Source organism: Myxococcales bacterium, from assembly GCA_022184915.1.
Lineage (GTDB): Bacteria > Myxococcota_A > Polyangia > Fen-1088 > Fen-1088 > JAGTJU01.
In genome coordinates, this window is the sequence record JAGTJU010000002.1 from 1 (window position 1) to 16,494 (window position 16,494).

The following is a 16,494-nucleotide window of genomic DNA, read 5'->3' on the forward strand; positions in this document are numbered from 1 at the left end:
CGCCGTCTCGGCTGCAACTTTGACGCTGGTGCGCATGAGCTTGGAAATCGAAGCATGGGTTGCGGGATCGTGGTCGATCGATACGTCAGGGCTCCTTTTGTGCAACTCCCTCATGGTCGCCACCGCACTGTTTCTGGGATTCAGCCCAGCCCGCGGCATCGGGTTTCTCATCCGACGAGGTGCCAGGCCTAGCTGAGGGATCCCCACGAACCATTCGTGAAGAGCCCTGAAGGATTGATGCGCGGATGAGAGGGATTGAGGCGATAAGTCCGAGAGTGGAGACGGACTCTGGCGCCGGGGACGCGCAAGCGGAAGGGCCGCACGATGTGGAGCGCCTTTCTCGCGCACGGGAGTATGGCTGGCGACTACCACCTCAGACGGAAGGATGGCTGCCCTGCCTTCCGTGCTCGACGACGTCTTTGGGCCCGAAGCGTGGAACGATGATCCCCTGCCTGACTTCGGCGACACCCCGCTGCCCCCCCCCACCGGCAGATCTGACGGACGAGGCGGCCACGGAAACCCGCCTGACCCCCGTGCCGCCCCCGGAGGACGACGCCGGCTACAGCGTGGTCAGCTCCGTCAAACCCATGGCCCCGCTTACCGCGAGCCGCCGCCCCTGGGCCGCGCTGGCGGGGGGCGCCCTGCTGCTCTTGGGGGGAGGTGTCGTGGCCTTCCACACGGACGGCAGGCCCCCCCAGGCGCGCCCTGCGGCACCACGTTCAGCGCTGCCGACCTCAAAGGGCGCGTCGCTCCTTTCGCCCGCCGCCGCGCCCCCCGCTCCTGCGCCGGAGCCGCCGGCCGTCAGCGAAGCCCCCCAGGAACCCGAGCCTGGTTTGACGGCCAAGTCGAGGTTAGCCGGAGCCGAGCGCGGCTAGCCAGAGGCGGCCGGGTGGGTATGATCGGGGGTATGCATGTATTGCGCCGCATTACACACGACCCTGCCGTGATGCGCCTATGGCAGGAGGCTCTTGGTCATTCAGGAGAACGTTGCTTCCAGCGAGCGGACGCATACGGGGGTCGCCTTGAGTGACGTCTTTTTGGATACCCACGTCTTCGTTTACGCTGAACGATGGTGACGCGGGATCCAAGCAGGCACGGGCTCAACAAGTGATTTTACAAGTCGTTCAAAGTGGACGAGCGAAGATATGCAGAACGGGCAGGTTATCGAAACAGTCCGGGTGCGGAACCCGTTCGCCTGACGAGCATGGCAAAGAGACTGAAGCCCAAGCGCTGAGCGACTGCTTCAAGGTGTCGTGCACTGAGGATGTCGGGGATCCGCCCGCTGCACGGTTGAGCCGAAAACACCAAGGAGCTCTCGCCACTCGATCACTCGGTGGTCGTCTCCCTTCCAGGTGGAGAATTCGCGATAGCTGACAGGTCACGCCTACGGCCGCTACCTTACGGACTCTCTCGTTGCGCCTGCATCCACAGCGCCGCGACGTCGAGCTCGATGGCGTCGAAGGGCGCGATGCGGGCGGGGACGTCGTCGGCATACGTGCCCAGCAAAAGCCAGTGCGGCCCCTGACGCCGGTAAGCCTCCACCGTGCGCGCGAGAGGATCGACCAGCCAGGCGAACGCCACCTCATGCTCCGCGTAAATGGGCAGTTTGCGCCCCCGATCGCGTGCGGCGGTTGAAGGCGACACGACCTCACAGATCCAATCGGGGGTCAGGGTGAAGAAGGGCGCGTCCGCAGGGCTGGCCATACGCTCGCGACGCCAACCGGCCAGGTCGGGCACCAGCACGTGCCTGCCCAGGTGCAGTTCCGGTTCGTCAAAGAGCCACCATCCGCCCGGCCCGCCACGGCCGCGCTGAAAGGCGCCGCCCAGATCCATGCCCAAAACGCTTGCGGCGAACGCGTGGGGAGACGCGGGGCGCGGGCTTACCTCGAGTTCGCCGTTGATGATCTCTCCCACGACGTGAGGTGGGAGGGCGACGAGGTCGTCGTAGGTTGCCGCTTTCTTCGCGGGCAGGCTCATGGGAGAAGCCTACCATAGTCACGGTGCGCCATGTCCGGCCCATGCGGCAAGCCGCCGCTTGCGCTGACCGCGGGAAGATGTGCCGCAGGTCGGGCCTGGGGCAGCGCCTTGGCCGTCGACGCAAGACGGCGTCGTGCCCGGGCAGCGCCACCGCCGCGTGTGCGTTCACGGCCCGGGCCCCTGGACGCACGTCGCCGCTGGCGTCCTCCTGCAAGTTGCACGTCTGCCCGGGCCTGTCGCGCGCGAACGCGAGACCCGCCATGCCCTTGCCATACGGAATGCGCTGGGTGACCTGCACGACCTGCGGCGGGATGTTCACGGCCGCCCCCATCACGAGCTCCTGTGAGCGTGCGCACCTTGAATCGTTGGGCAAGGTGAACGTCAGGCTAAGGCGACGAGCGTCGCCGGCCTCGACGAAGCTGGTGTGGCCAAGACCGGCGCCGGCAAAGTACGCCTCCTACGCCCGAACGAGTATCCGGCCGATTGGGACCCTCGCAAAGACACGCGCATCCCCATCTGGGAGGCCCTCCATCAACTGATCCGCGCCCTGCGCGATCAAGGCGAGAGCAACGCCGGCGAGATCCTCGCCGTCGTCAAAACAAAGAGCGAGGCCATTCGGCAGCTCGCGTATCGCCTGTACACCCTGTGCGAGCGCCGCGGCTGGGCCGAAGATGCCCGTGCCTACAACGAACTCGTCACCTCGTGGACAGCAATCGAATCCGCGGCCGGTCAATTCCCAGAGACAAACGAGCAGCTGAAACTATTCGGAGAGAAACAATGAAACCGTGGCGTGAGATCAGCGTGCCCCATCCAGACGTGCTTGAGGGCACGTTTCAGCAATCAGAGTTTGCTGCGGACATCACCGCCGTACGGGACGGAAGAGCAACGCAAGAGTATCAAGACGCCACAGCGTTCTTCCAACGGACCTTCATCACTGAGGGTATGCGCCTGCTGCTCACGCAGGTTGCACAGCGGCTTAACAGCAAAGGCGGCGAGCCCAAACACGCCTGCTGATCGCTTTTGGACCTCGACGGCCTACCCAGGCTCCGTCTTTCTGACCTACGTCGATTTTGGCCGCGGCGAGACGGGCCAGCAGGTGAGATACGACACGAATAGCTTGTACTACGTTCGCTGCGTGCGGTAGCGGGGGCATGTGGGCACGGCTGGAACGTGCACCTCGTGTGGATCCTTAGGCGAGGTCCGCGGGTTCACGAACGCCTTAACAAAAGTCGGCTACAGATCGTTGAAGGCGGCCAAGAACATCTGATAAGGTGTTCAGGATCGTACCTAAGCGTCATTTAAAGACGACCTGGGCCCCCTGGCTGACGAGACGCGGAGTATTTGGGAGTGAGCAGAGACACCACCTATATCTGGCTGACGCTGCAGCGCCTTGCCTGCGACAGTAGTATTCAATTTTGGAAGTTCATGGGCGGCGAAGCTGAGGCGTTCACTCGCGTGGGCGGGGCGGGCACCTGGTGGTGAAGCTAGAAGAACTGACCAATGGAATGAGCCTTGAGGGCATAGAGCCGCGAGGTGTGGTGACTGTTGTTGCGGCAGTGTCCATCCCACCGGACTCCGTCCAGCTGGTTTACCGACTTGCCGATGGCGGTTTGCGCGAACGTTTGTTGGGCCGAGCCGACGAAGCGTCGGTCACCGTCGCCACGGTTGAGCGCCCGTGGTCTTTTGACGGCGACGGCGCAGCTTTTCAACTTGCCGCGGAGGCGAAACGCATCGACCTCGCGTTTCTCTTCGATCCTATGATGGCGGTGCACACATCGAACGTTGATCCACTGCCCCATCAAATCACGGCTGTCTACGAATCACTGTTGCCGCGACAACCACTTCGTTTCGTACTCGCCGATGACCCAGGCGCCGGCAAAACAATTATGGCGGGCCTCTACATCCGCGAGCTCATCATGCGAGCCGATGCCCGTCGCATTCTCATTGTTGCGCCAGGTAGCCTGGTGGAACAGTGGCGCGATGAACTGTTTGAGAAATTTGGACTTGAGTTCGGGGTATTCTCAAAAAATCTCGAGCTGGCTTCACCCAGCGGCAATCCCTTCGAGGATGTCGACCGCCTCATCGTGCGACTCGACCAGATGTCCCGCGCCGAGGACATGCACGCCAAACTTTGTGCCACACCATGGGATCTAGTTGTGTTCGACGAGGCCCACAAGCTGTCGGCTCACTTCTTTGGTCAAGAACTCAAACGCACGAAGCGCTTTAACCTCGCCGAAAAGCTGGGCGCGCACACGCGACACCTCTTGCTCATGACGGCGACGCCTCACAACGGCAAAGAAGAAGACTTCCAGCTGTTTCTTTCCTTGCTGGATTCGGATCGCTTCTTCGGCAAGTTCCGCGATGGCGTCCACAAGGTTGACGCTTCGGACTTGATGCGAAGGATGGTCAAGGAGGAACTGCTCAAGTTCGACGGTACGCCCCTTTTCCCGGAACGCCGTGCCTACACGGTCAATTACAAGCTGTCGGATCTGGAGGCGGAGCTCTACAAGCGTGTCACCGATTACGTCAGAGAAGAAATGGGCCGCGCCGAGCAGTTGGAGGGCGGGCACCGTGGGTCGGTCGGCTTTGCCCTGACCGCACTACAACGCCGGCTTGCTTCGAGCCCAGAGGCGATCTTCCAATCACTGAAGCGGCGTCATGCACGTCTTGAGAAGAGATTGCGCGAGGCGAGGCTGGGGGCGCGTGGGCCAATTCTGGCCGACACAATTCCTGAAGTTCCCGATGACGAAGATGACCTCTCGGCAGACGAACAGGAACAACTCGAAGAAACGCTTGTTGATGCGGCGACAACAGCTCAAACGGTTGGCGAACTTGAGGGCGAGGTTCTGGCGCTTCAGGCTCTCGAACAGCGCGCTCTCAGGGTTGTTTCATCAGGGCAAGATCGAAAGTGGGAAGAGCTGTCGCGAATCCTTCAAGACGACCCGCATATGCGTGATGCGGGTGGGCGTCTTCGCAAGATCATTATCTTTACAGAACACCGCGACACGTTGAACTATCTGCATCAAAAGATCGCTGGTGTCCTGGGAAACCAAGAGGCGATTGTGACGATTCACGGTGGCACCCATCGTGACGAACGACGCCGGGTTCAGGCTCTTTTCCGTGACGACGTTGACGTCAGAGTGCTCATCGCGACGGACGCGGCTGGGGAAGGTGTGAACCTTCAATGTGCCAACCTGATGGTCAACTACGACCTGCCTTGGAACCCAAATAGACTTGAGCAACGCTTCGGTCGTATCCACCGCATTGGCCAACAAGAGGTCTGCCACCTGTGGAACCTGGTCGCAAAGGAAACGCGCGAAGGCGATGTCTACCATCGCCTGCTTGAGAAGATCTCAATCGAGAGCGACGCCCTCAAGGGGCGCGTGTTCGACATTCTTGGCGAGGTATTTGAAGAGACAAGCCTCAAGGATCTTTTGCTTGATGCGATCCGGTATGGGGACCAACCCGAGATTCGCGCGAAACTGTATCAAAGGGTCGAGAACGCGCTCGATATCAGCCATCTGCGAACGATCCTCGATCGCAATGCGCTGGCACAGGAATCGATGAACGCGGAGCGGCTGTTTGCCGTCAAGGAAGAGATGGAGAAGGCCGAGGCCAGGCGGCTACAGCCTTTCTTCATCCGTTCGTTTTTCATGAAGGCTTTTGAAGGCCTGGGCGGCATAATTCATCGACGCGAAGCTGACCGCTTTGAGATTTCATATGTGCCGACCTCCATTCGTGAAAGAGATCGCCAGATCACGGGTCGGAATCGGCGTGACACAACGCCGGTTCTGAAGCGGTATGAGCGGGTTTGTTTCACGAAAGATGGCGTTCGCCCGGAGAAGGCTGGTCTTGCGATCGCCGGGATGCTGCATCCTGGGCATCCGCTGATGCTAGCGGTGACGGACATTGTGCTTGAGCAGCATGCGAACCTGCTTCGTCAGGGAGCAATCCTTGTAGATCCCGCTGACGATGGGCTGGAACCGCACCTGTTGTTTCTCCTTACGCACGAGATCAAATCGGGCGACGGCCAAACGCTTTCGAAACGTATGCAGTTCGTTCGGGTCGAGCCCGATGGCAGCGCGAGCTTTGGAGGGTGGGCGCCGCACCTCGATTTGCAGCCGCTCGATAATGCCGATCGTCCACGACTAAAGAGTATCATCGATGCTGACTGGATCCGGGCCGACCTTGAACAAAAGGCATTGACGCTTGCTGCTTCAACTCTGGTGCCCGCGCATTTTGCCGAGGTGGCCGAGCGGCGAATTGCTCACGTCGATAAGACCTTGGCGGCGGTGCATGAGCGCCTGAGCAAAGAAATCAAGTATTGGACCGACCGGTGGATACGACTTGGCGACGATCAAAAGGCTGGCAAAGACGTTCGCTTGAACCTTGAGAACGCGCGACGGACGGTGACCGACCTAGAAGGGCGGCTCGTGAACCGCAAGCGCGAACTTCAGGCGATGCGACATGTTGCCTCGGCGACGCCGGTGGCGCTTGGCGGCGCGCTGGTGATTCCTTTGGGCCTTCTGCGAAAGCTGCGCGACGAGGGTCCAAGTGGCGATGCATTCTCCACCGATCCTGTTGCACGCGCTCGAATTGAAATGCTTGCGATGCGCGCGGTTTGGGCGGCAGAGGAAGCGCGAGGGTGCCGGGTTGTCGACGTCTCTGCACAAAAGTGCGGCTGGGATCTCACTTCCTATCCGAAGGAGATCGATGGCAAGCAGCCACAGGCGCGCCACATCGAAGTCAAGGGGCGCATCAAGGGCGCGAGCACAGTCACCGTCACTCGGAACGAAATGCTTTACGCATTAAACCAGGCCGACAAGTTTCATCTCGCCATCGTGCTTGTTGGAGATGACGACGCGGTGGAAGGGCCCTTCTACCTTCAAAACCCGTTCGACGGTGAGCCGCCCTGGGGTGCTGCTGCCGTGAGCTTCGAGCTGAAGTTGCTTCTTGAACGGGCGGCTCGGAGGAACTCGTGAGCCGCAAAAAAAGAAACGCCCCACAGGCTTTCGCCGCGGAGCGTCGGGCCGGCAGTGCTACCACCGGCGGGGTTCAAATCCAGAGTGCTTCCCGTAGGACCGCCTGTCAAGGCCATTCGAGCCGGTGTGCCGGCGGGGCGCCATGACGAGGCGTGTAAACACATACATCGACGGATTCAACTTGTACTTCGGCCTCCGCTCAAAGGGGTGGCGGAAATACTACTGGCTCGATCTCGTCGCCGTGTCTTCTGCACTCTTGAAAGACGGACAGACCCTTGCGGGCACGCACTACTTCACCTCGCGGATTCGTGCGATGCCGGGGAATGCCAACGACGTTAAACGCCAGTCGACATATCTAGATGCCCTTGATGCCCACGGCGGAGTCGTGCGCCACGAAGGTCACTTTCTTGCCAAAACGCAGCGCTGCAAGGGCTGCGGCATGGAGTGGCAAGGTTTCGAGGAGAAGATGACGGACGTGCGCATTGCGACGCGCTTGCTTGGCGACGCGGTCGACGACCGATTTGACACCGCCATCGTCATCTCGGGCGACAGCGACCTCACTCCGCCCGTTGAGGAGGTGTTGGCGCGCTTTCCCACAAAGCGCATCGTGGTTGCGTTCCCTCCCGGTCGCCATTCTGACCAACTCCGCAAAGCAGCTAGCGGTGCGTTCACTTTGGGTGAAGCACACTTGCGTCGCTCTCAACTTCCGGACGTCGTCACGACGGCCACTGGCTTTCAACTCACGCGTCCGGCGCATTGGAAATGACCTACCCCATCAAGTCCCCTAAGAAGCTTATCGAGGTGGCGTTGCCACTTGATGCCATCAATGTAGCGGCGGCTCGTGAGAAGTCGATTCGCCATGGGCATCCGAGCACACTGCATTTGTGGTGGGCACGGCGTCCACTGGCTGCGGCGCGCGCTGTGATTTTTGCGCAGCTTGTGAATGACCCTGGCTTTCAGCAAGGGGGCGGATTCAAGTACGGCAAGAACAAGAAGGAAGCTGCGGCCGAGCGAAAGCGGCTGTTCGGCATTTTGGAAGAGCTTGTTAAGTGGGAAAGCACCACGAACGAAGAGGTTCTTGAGGCGGCACGCGTGGAGATCCGCAGGTCGTGGCGTGAGGTCTGCGAGCTGAATAAGGATCACCCGCAAGCTGCGGAGTTGTTTGATCCGGAAAAGATGCCGGGGTTGCATGATCCGTTCGCTGGCGGCGGGACGATCCCGTTAGAAGCGCAACGGCTGGGCCTTGAGGCGTTTGCGAGCGATCTCAATCCGGTGGCGGTGCTGATCAACAAGGCGATGATCGAGATCCCACCGAAGTTTGCGGGCAGGCCGCCCGTACATCCCAGGGCAGAAAAGCGCGCGGCGGGGATCGGAGCTTGGAAGGGCGCCGAGGGGCTCGCCGAAGATGTGCGGCGTTACGGGGCGTGGATGCGTGAGGAAGCAGAGAAGCGCATCGGGCATTTGTATCCGAAGATTGAAGTCACTGCCGACATGGCAGAGACGCGGCCGGATCTGCGCCCGCTGGTGGGGCAGAAGCTGACCGTGATTGCGTGGTTGTGGGCGCGTACGGTGAAAAGCCCGAATCCTGCATTTTCGCACGTGGATGTGCCGTTGGTTTCGACGTTTGTGCTTTCGAGTAAAGAAGGCAAGCAAAGTTATGTGGTGCCGGTGGTGGAGGGGGATCAGTATGGCTTCGACGTACGAACGGGTATGCCACCAGACGGTACCGATGAAGGGACGAAGCTGGGGCGGGGCGCGAACTTTCGTTGCGTGCTGTCGAATGCGGCGATCGAGCCCACGTACATCAAGGCGGAGGGCTTTGCCGGTCGCATGGGTACTCGCTTGATGGCTATTGTCGCGGAAGGTCCGAAGGGCCGGTTCTATCTGCCGCCCTTTGCAGATCACGAGGCGGTCGCCAAGTCGGCCGAGCCCGCTTGGAAGTCCGACTTGAACCTTCCGAATGATCCGAGAAATTTTTGGACGCTAAACTATGGGCTCACGAAATACGGCGACCTCTTCACACCTCGGCAATTGGTGGCGTTGACGATGTTCTCGGATCTCGTCACGGAGGCGCGCGAACTCGTCCGCCAAGAAGCCGTCACCGCAGCGCTCTCCGCCGACGGGATCGGGCTCGACAACGGCGGCACCGGTGCCACAGCGTACGGGGAAGCGGTGGGCGTCTATTTGGCCGTCACGATTGACAAGGTCGCCGATTACAACAGTTCACTCTGCGCGTGGAGTCCAACGCGGGATCAAGCTAAGACGACCTTCGGCCGACAGGCACTGCCAATGGTTTGGGATTTCGCGGAGGTCAATACTTTCGCACATGCGGCAGGGGACATCGGTGTTTCGATCGAAGGAATAACCCGCTCATTGAAGGCTGCCGCTACTGCCCCAGGGAGGGTGTTCCAAGCAGGAGCTCAGTCGCAAAACATCTCGGCCGGTAAATTCGTCTCAACAGATCCCCCATACTACGACAACATCGGTTATGCAGACCTTTCCGACTTTTTCTATGTCTGGCTCAGACGGTCATTGAAGGAGTTTTTTTCCCGATCTGTTTTCAACGCTAGCTGTGCCCAAGGCGGAAGAACTCGTGGCGACCCCTTATCGCCACGGAGGAAAGGACGAATCCGAGCGTTTCTTTTTGGATGGCATGACGAAGGCGATGACTGCGCTTGCGCACCAATGCCACCCTTCAGCGCCTGTTACGATCTACTACGCATTCAAACAATCAGAGACCGGGGCCCTTGAGGGAACGTCGTCGAGCGGGTGGGAGACATTCCTGGGAGCGGTTCTTCATGCGGGTTTTGCCATCTCAGGCACTTGGCCGATGCGGACAGAGCGAGACGCTCGGTCGATTGGAATTGGTACCAACGCGCTCGCCTCCAGCATCATCCTCGTCTGCCGCAAGCGTCCGGATACTGCTGCCACCGTCTCCCGCCGCGAGTTCATTTCGTGAACTCAACCTTGTTCTACCCGAAGCTCTCGACGAAATGACCAAGGGTTCGGGGGATGATCGCTCGCCAGTTGCACCCGTCGATCTCTCCCAAGCCATCATCGGCCCTGGCATGGGCGTTTTCTCGAAATACTCCGCCGTGCTCGAAGCTGATGGTTCGCCGATGACGGTGCGCACAGCGCTGCAACTAATCAATCGCTTTCTCGCCGAAGACGACTTCGACCACGACACGCAGTTCTGCCTGCATTGGTTTGATCAATACGGCTGGGCCGAAGGTGCCTATGGCGAAGCCGACGTGCTCGCGCGCGCTAAGGCAACCAGCGTCGCGGGCCTCGATGATGCCGGTGTGGCGAAAACCGGCGCCGGCAAAGTACGCCTCCTACGCCCGAACGAGTATCCTGCCGATTGGGACCCTCGCAAAGACACGCGCATCCCCATCTGGGAAGCCCTCCACCAACTGATCCGCGCCCTGCGTGATCAAGGCGAGAGCAGCGCCGGTCAGATCCTCGCCGTCGTCAAAACAAAGAGCGAGGCCATTCGGCAGCTCGCGTATCGCCTGTACACCCTGTGCGAGCGCCGCGGCTGGGCCGAAGATGCCCGTGCCTACAACGAACTCGTCACCTCGTGGACAGCAATCGAATCCGCGGCCGGTCAATTCCCAGAGACAAACGAGCAGCTGAAACTATTCGGAGAGAAACAATGAAACCGTGGCGTGAGATCAGCGTGCCCCATCCAGACGTGCTTGAGGGCACGTTTCAGCAATCAGAGTTTGCTGCGGACATCACCGCCGTACGGGACGGAAGAGCAACGCACGAGTATCAAGACGCCACAGCGTTCTTCCAACGGACCTTCATCACTGAGGGTATGCGCCTGCTGCTCACGCAGGTTGCACAGCGGCTTAACAGCAAAGGCGGCGAGCCCGTCATTCAATTACAAACGGCCTTCGGGGGCGGCAAGACGCACACAATGCTGGCCGTCTTCCATTTGGCCGCCCGTTCATGCCCGCTCAAAGGTCTCGTTGGCATTCCCGCGCTGCTTGACCAAGCCAATCTCATGGATGTTCCTAAGGCGCGGGTGGCCGTGCTTGACGGAACCGCGCATGCTCCTGGCCAGCCGTGGGCGCACGGCAATGTTCGCGTGGCCACGCTTTGGGGCGAGCTTGCGTGGCAGCTGGGTGGAGAAGAGGGCTTCGCTTTCGTTCGAGATGCCGACGCAACCGGCACCTCACCTGGCAAAGACGTGTTGCGTGCGCTCCTTGAGCGCTTTGCCCCTTGTGTCGTCCTTGTAGATGAATTGGTCGCGTACGTGCGCCAGTTCCCTGATGGCCAAGTTTTGTCCGGCGGGACGTACGACAGCAACCTGTCGTTCATTGATGCCCTCACGAATGCCGTCAAATTGGTACCGAACGCCGTCGTTTTGGGATCATTGCCTGAATCCGAAGTCGAGGCCGGCAGCTCACGTGGTGTTGCAGCGTTGCGGGCGTTGGAAAAGATCTTTGGTCGCGTCCAGGCGTTGTGGAAGCCAGTGGCCACTGAAGAGGCCTTCGAGATCGTGCGGCGTCGGCTGTTCCAGCCAATTCAAGATCGAGGCGGCCGCGATGACGTTTGTCGCGAATTTGTAAAGCTTTATGCCGCCGAGGGATCGAAGTTGCCTTCCGAAACGCACGAGGCGCGCTACTACGATCGCCTAGTTCAGGCATACCCCATTCATCCCGAAGTTTTCGATCGCCTCTACGAGGACTGGACCACGCTGCAATCGTTCCAGCGAACCCGTGGCGTCCTAAAATTGATGGCCCGAGTGATCTATCGCCTGTGGAAGGACCAGAACCAGGATCTGATGATCCTTCCTGGCAGCCTTCCGCTATACGACAGCGGGGCGCGTAACGAACTGGTCTATTATCTGCCGCCTGGTTGGGACGCCGTGCTCGAGCGCGACATTGACGGCGAGCGTTCAGAAACTACCGAGCTTGATACCAGAGAACCACGCTTCGGCGCCGTCCACGCCGCTCGGCGAGTCGCGCGCACGCTGTTCCTCGGCAGCGCACCATCATCTGGTGGGGCGCAGACTGGCACGCGAGGCATGGACCGCGCCCGCGTGTTGCTGGGATGTGTGCAGCCGGGCCAGCCATCAGCGGCATTCTCAGACGCACTCAACCGGATCTGCGACCGCCTGCACTACTTGAACGTTTCTGATGACAAGGCGAAAGAGACGGCGCGTTTTTGGTTCGACACGCGCGCCAACCTTCGTCGAGAAATGGAAGATCGCAAGGGACGGGTAGACGCCATAGCCATCCGCGCGAAGATCGCCGAGGTGTGCAAGCGCCTCACCGATGGTGGCGAACTATTCGACGGGGTCCACGTCTTCACACCGCACGCTGACATTCCCGACGATTCAACCCTGCGACTCGTCTTCCTGCCGCCCGACAAGGCCTACAGCAAGTCCGCATCCCAAGTGGCTTTTGATGAGGTGTTGGAAATCGTTCGCTCAAACGGAAGCAAACCGCGGTATCGCGGAAATCGTCTGGTCTTCATTGCGGCAGACCAGGCATCACTCATCCGACTCAAAGAGTGTGCCTGCACGGCCCTCGCATGGGATTCGATCGTCAAAGACATCAAGGAAGGTCGGCTCAACATCGATCGCCTACAAGAGAAGCAGGCAGCCAAGGAGCTTGAGACAGCGGAAAGCGTTGTACCTCGCGCCGCAAGAGAGACCTTCAAGTGGCTGCTTAGCCCCGGTATGGCATCAGCCACCGATCGGCAGGTCCTTGTTGAGGCATTCCCTCTAAACAGCAGTGGACGAGCCTATGGCGCCGAACTCGAACATGTATGCCAAGAAAACGAAATCGTGTTCCCCATATGGTCCCCCATTCACCTTCGCACGCGACTGCGCGAGCTTTATTGGAAGGATTCAGCGATCGCCGTTCGCGCAGCGGTGGTCTGGGAAGATCTGCAGAAGTACCTGTATCTTCCCCGTCTCAAGAATCGCGGCGTCCTGGAGCAGATCATCCAAAAGGGTGCGGCCACCAAGGATTTCTTTGGAACCGCATACTCCCAATCTGGTGATCAATTCGAAGGCTTCAAGCTCGGTGATCCGAATGTCCAGCTCGACGATACCCTTCTTCTTATCGAACCCACCGCCGCAGCCGCTTACCTCGCCACGATGGAGAAGAGGGCGGAACTCGCCGCTGCGGCAATAGCATCGCCACCCGCCTCAGCGAACGCTGGCGCCACAACGGGCACCGCCCCAGCGCTGCCGCCCAAGGCATCAACACATACGGCCGTGGCTCAGGCCGCGAAGACCAAGGCATTCTTCGGCTCCGTTGACGTAAGCGCCACAAAAGCGAAGATGGATCTGGTCTCAATCGCGGATGAGATCATTGCCGTGCTTGCCTCTGATCCCAATGCCAACGTGAAGGTCACTGTGGAAATCTCTGCGGATTTTCCCGCGGGCGCCACCGAGCAAACAAAGCGCGCGGTATCCGAAAATGCGACGGCGTTGGGGTTCAAGAGCAAGCTGTGGGAGTGACGGAAAGTCGAAATCGCCCATGCCCACTTCTCTGCGTACGCGACCGTTTTGAAGGCATTCGACCTGCAGGCGGATCTGTTTGTGTACCTGCTTCAGGGCGGCCAAGATGCGGAACGCAGCTCAATTCGTCGCGGGATCGCATTGCTTCCCGGTGTCGAGACCATCGACACGGAGAATGAGCGCGACCGCCAGGCGTTTTTCGGTGCGATTGCGAATCCCGGGACGTCCGGGATGAAGCAGCTGAGCAGTCGGAGCGTGTAAGTTCGGCGCGGTGTGCATCAATGCGTCGATTGGCTACGCAGTGAGTAGCTTTTTCTGGTGCCATATGCACGCGTTGGTGCCTGAGGTTCTTGCCGGGACAAGCAGCACCGAAAAGGTGCCCGTTGCCTTGGCCCGGAAACTCTACGAGGTGCGTAGACTATTCAGCTGGTCCACCAGCGCGTGGTCATCGGCGGGTATGTTTGCTTCTCAACGTGCCGTGTTGAAGCGTTTACGACTCCAAAAACCACCGCCTCCTAAGGGGCGATGGGGGGCGCTGTCTCTGCTCTGGGATTCGCCCGGCAGTAAGGCTAAGGACGCAAGGCGGCTTACGTTAGGGGCTGCCGCGAAAAAAGTCGATCGTCTCGTCATGTCGGTACGGTCGGGTGGATGGTGTAGTTCCACTCGCCGTGGAAGACGTTGGGATCGAGATTCACGAGTGCGAGGTCCTTGTCCGAGACGCGGCGACCCTTGGCGTAAGTGCGACTGTCGACTCGGCTCTTCACGAGCAGTCCGGTCGTCGTCGTCGTCGCTGCGATTAGATTGACGATGACTTGATGGGTGACCAGAGGCTTTCCGCGCCAGTTCTGGGTGATGAAGGAAAACAAGCGGTGCTCGATCTTGTTCCACTTGCTCGTTCCCGGAGGCAGATGACAGACGGTGATGGGGAAGCGCAGGTCGTCGACGAGCTTTTGTAGCTCGAGCTTCCATAGGCGCAGCCTATAGCCGTTGCTTCCACCTCCGTCCGCCGTGATCACGAGCGAGGTCGCGTTTGGATACCTCGAGGCGCCCATCTCGCTCCACCAGGTGCGGATGCTCTGCACCGCGAATTCCCCCGTGTCGTGGCTCACGCCAACGCTGACCCACGCCTCGTTCTTCTGGAGGTCGTAGATGCCGTACGGTGTGGCGCGTCCCTTTTCGTCGTCGACGAAGTCGTGCACGTTCACATCGACCGGATCTTCCTTCCCGCTGAGCTCGCGGCCGCCGTTCTTGTACGGTCCGACAAGCTCTCGTTTCTTCGTGTCCACAGAGATCGCCGGCTCGTTCGTTTCGAGCTGTCGACGGAGTGTCTCGTTGATGTGCTCAAACTGAGCGTTTCGATCTGGATGCTGCGCGCCCTCAAGCCGCTTGCGATTCGCCTGGAGACTGTAGCCGAGCTCCTTGAGCAGTCTTGAGACCATCTTCATGCTCGTTTGGTGCCCCTGCTTCTTGAGCGCCTCCACGAGATTGCGCTGGCTACGAGCTGTCCACAGAAGCGGCGACTCGGGATCTCCGCGTGTCGTCGATTCTACAAGCTTCTTCAGATCCGGAATCAATCTCGGATCCTTCTCGGTTGCCTTCTTGCGCCCGGCGCCTGGTCGACGGCTTCGCGTTGGCGGTAAATGGCTCGCCGTCCCGTTTTCGATCGCCCGTACTTCGGCGATCCCGCGCCCCACCACGCTCGGTGCCATACCCGTCGCACGAGATGCAGCGACAATGCCGCCGTAGCCAAAAGCGATCGCCTCGTTCGCCACGAATAGCCGCCGAGCTCTCTCTGTCAGGCTCCCCTTTATCTTGCCGTAGCGATCCCGTATCTCGGATTCACGCCGCGATCGTTCCTTGGTCATGCACCACCAATGGAGATCCTCCTCGCGGATAAAGTCAACCTATTTATTTCGCGGCAGGCCCTTAGCAGCCAAACATGCTCAACTGTGGTGACGGTATGGCCGCAAGTTTGCGTTGGGGCGCCTTTTCGCGGACCTCATAGGCAAACGTTGATCGGCGATGCACAGGTGAGGCACCGCAATTCTGGACGTTTCGCGCAGTGGTCCACGGTCCGGGTAGCGCACTGCTTTCCGGGCACGCAATCCCGATCGCTCTCGCAATCCACGGCGGTGCGCGCAAAGCAGCCGGCCACCGACAGCTTGTTTCCGCTGCAGCCGGGTTCAAGCCACCGACAGGCTTGATCAAGCTCGCATGATTTAAGGTCGCGAATATCGCTACACGACGCGGGGCACGAAGTCATTTGCCAACCGCATTTGCCCTTGCTGCGAGTGCATTCCGGGCCGGCCGTTGAACCATCCTCGCAGATGCGCGTCGCTACTTTCGGCGCCACCCCACACTCCTGCGTGGTGCAAGTGGGGGCCGGGTTGCATTGGCACAGCGGGCAGCCATTGGCGTTCGTCTTGTTGCCGAACTCACACAAAATGCCGCACTCCGGGGCTGTGCACTCGTTGCATTGGCCTATGTTCCAGGTGCATTTACCACTGGTGACGCTGCGTTCGCAGGACATCGAGGGCCCTGTGCCACCAGGGCAAGGCGCTACGGGGGGCACGGGGCCGCAGTCTGCGTTGGCGCATGCGGGGGGCTCAGCACAGCTACAAATGTCACAACCCGAGACGCCTTTTTTGAACCCTGACGGGCAAGCCAGGTCGCACGCCACGGGATTGCAGGCGGTCGGACATTTATCTTGTTGCAGGGAACACCGCCCACGCGAGTCGAGACGGCAAGAAAAGCCCACGGCCGAGCCATCGGGGCATAACATGGCGATGGCAGGCGCCTCCTGGTTTGCGCAATCATCCGGGCTGCATTCTTGGGGCGCTGGCTTGCAAGTGCACGTTGGACAGCCCTCGCCATCAAGGCGGCCGTCAAGCTCGCAGTCCTGGGGGCAGACTTGCCCGCACACGCCGCTGGCCCCGCTGCCGCCCCTGCCATCCCCTGCTGCGCTGCCGCCGGTCCCGTCAGAGTTTAGGCCGTCGTTGCCGAGGCAGGCCGCCAAGGCCATCGCGCCGAGCACAACCACGACCCATTCGCTGG

At 60.3% G+C, this 16,494-nt stretch carries 12 protein-coding genes; 10 read left to right on the forward strand and 2 right to left on the reverse strand.

Translation table 11 applies throughout. From position 1 onward, the window contains the following. Positions 1 to 196, forward strand: a 196-nt coding sequence (locus KA712_07610; GenBank protein MCG5052812.1) for a hypothetical protein, incomplete at its 5' end; no start/stop codon positions are given. Positions 197 to 440: 244 nt separating this feature from the next. After that, entirely contained in the window at positions 441 to 875 is a 435-nt protein-coding gene (locus KA712_07615; GenBank protein MCG5052813.1) for a hypothetical protein, read from the forward strand. Positions 876 to 1,398: 523 nt separating this feature from the next. On the opposite strand, the gene KA712_07620 is transcribed toward KA712_07615, so the two are convergent. Beyond that, on the reverse strand, positions 1,399 to 1,977 hold the full coding sequence (locus KA712_07620; GenBank protein ID MCG5052814.1) for a Uma2 family endonuclease: 579 nt from the start codon (positions 1,975 to 1,977) through the stop codon (positions 1,399 to 1,401). A gap of 424 nt (positions 1,978 to 2,401) precedes the next feature. Between KA712_07620 and KA712_07625 the strand changes: the two genes are divergently transcribed. The 8 genes from KA712_07625 to KA712_07660 all read left to right on the forward strand — a co-directional run bounded on the left by KA712_07625 (position 2,402) and on the right by KA712_07660 (position 13,701). Next, positions 2,402 to 2,758, forward strand: a complete 357-nt coding sequence (locus KA712_07625; GenBank protein MCG5052815.1) for a hypothetical protein — start codon at positions 2,402 to 2,404, stop codon at positions 2,756 to 2,758. After that, positions 2,755 to 2,991, forward strand: coding sequence for a hypothetical protein (locus KA712_07630; protein MCG5052816.1), 237 nt, complete (start codon positions 2,755 to 2,757; stop codon positions 2,989 to 2,991). The genes KA712_07625 and KA712_07630 overlap by 4 nt, the downstream gene beginning before the upstream one ends. Before the next feature lie 464 nt (positions 2,992 to 3,455). Then, complete coding sequence (locus KA712_07635; protein MCG5052817.1) at positions 3,456 to 6,959, forward strand: DUF3883 domain-containing protein; 3,504 nt, start codon at positions 3,456 to 3,458, stop codon at positions 6,957 to 6,959. 181 nt (positions 6,960 to 7,140) lie between these two features. Continuing rightward, positions 7,141 to 7,725, forward strand: a complete 585-nt coding sequence (locus tag KA712_07640; protein ID MCG5052818.1) for an NYN domain-containing protein — start codon at positions 7,141 to 7,143, stop codon at positions 7,723 to 7,725. Beyond that, the gene (locus KA712_07645) at positions 7,722 to 9,710 is read left to right on the forward strand and encodes a DUF1156 domain-containing protein (protein ID MCG5052819.1); all 1,989 of its coding nucleotides are present in this window, start codon (positions 7,722 to 7,724) and stop codon (positions 9,708 to 9,710) included. Before KA712_07640 ends, KA712_07645 begins: the two co-directional genes overlap by 4 nt. A gap of 242 nt (positions 9,711 to 9,952) precedes the next feature. Next, on the forward strand, positions 9,953 to 10,618 hold the full coding sequence (locus KA712_07650; GenBank protein ID MCG5052820.1) for a hypothetical protein: 666 nt from the start codon (positions 9,953 to 9,955) through the stop codon (positions 10,616 to 10,618). After that, entirely contained in the window at positions 10,615 to 13,440 is a 2,826-nt protein-coding gene (locus KA712_07655) for a DUF499 domain-containing protein (GenBank protein ID MCG5052821.1), read from the forward strand. The genes KA712_07650 and KA712_07655 overlap by 4 nt, the downstream gene beginning before the upstream one ends. Positions 13,441 to 13,488: 48 nt before the next feature. Continuing rightward, positions 13,489 to 13,701, forward strand: a complete 213-nt coding sequence (locus KA712_07660) for a hypothetical protein (protein ID MCG5052822.1) — start codon at positions 13,489 to 13,491, stop codon at positions 13,699 to 13,701. A gap of 365 nt (positions 13,702 to 14,066) precedes the next feature. On the opposite strand, the gene KA712_07665 is transcribed toward KA712_07660, so the two are convergent. Continuing rightward, positions 14,067 to 15,305 (reverse strand): ISAzo13 family transposase, encoded by a 1,239-nt coding sequence (locus KA712_07665; protein MCG5052823.1) that lies wholly within the window; start codon positions 15,303 to 15,305, stop codon positions 14,067 to 14,069. Positions 15,306 to 16,494 lie beyond the last annotated feature (1,189 nt).

Bases quoted from the DNA above. Each gene is read 5' to 3' on its own strand.
- KA712_07615 (MCG5052813.1), top strand. From the start codon at position 441: ATGATCCCCTGCCTGACTTCGGCGACACCCCGCTGCCCCCCCCCACCG.
- KA712_07645 (MCG5052819.1), top strand. From the start codon at position 7,722: ATGACCTACCCCATCAAGTCCCCTAAGAAGCTTATCGAGGTGGCGTTG.
- KA712_07630 (MCG5052816.1), top strand. From the start codon at position 2,755: ATGAAACCGTGGCGTGAGATCAGCGTGCCCCATCCAGACGTGCTTGAG.
- KA712_07620 (MCG5052814.1), bottom strand. From the start codon at position 1,977: ATGAGCCTGCCCGCGAAGAAAGCGGCAACCTACGACGACCTCGTCGCC.
- KA712_07655 (MCG5052821.1), top strand. From the start codon at position 10,615: ATGAAACCGTGGCGTGAGATCAGCGTGCCCCATCCAGACGTGCTTGAG.
- KA712_07650 (MCG5052820.1), top strand. From the start codon at position 9,953: ATGACCAAGGGTTCGGGGGATGATCGCTCGCCAGTTGCACCCGTCGAT.
- KA712_07665 (MCG5052823.1), bottom strand. From the start codon at position 15,305: ATGACCAAGGAACGATCGCGGCGTGAATCCGAGATACGGGATCGCTAC.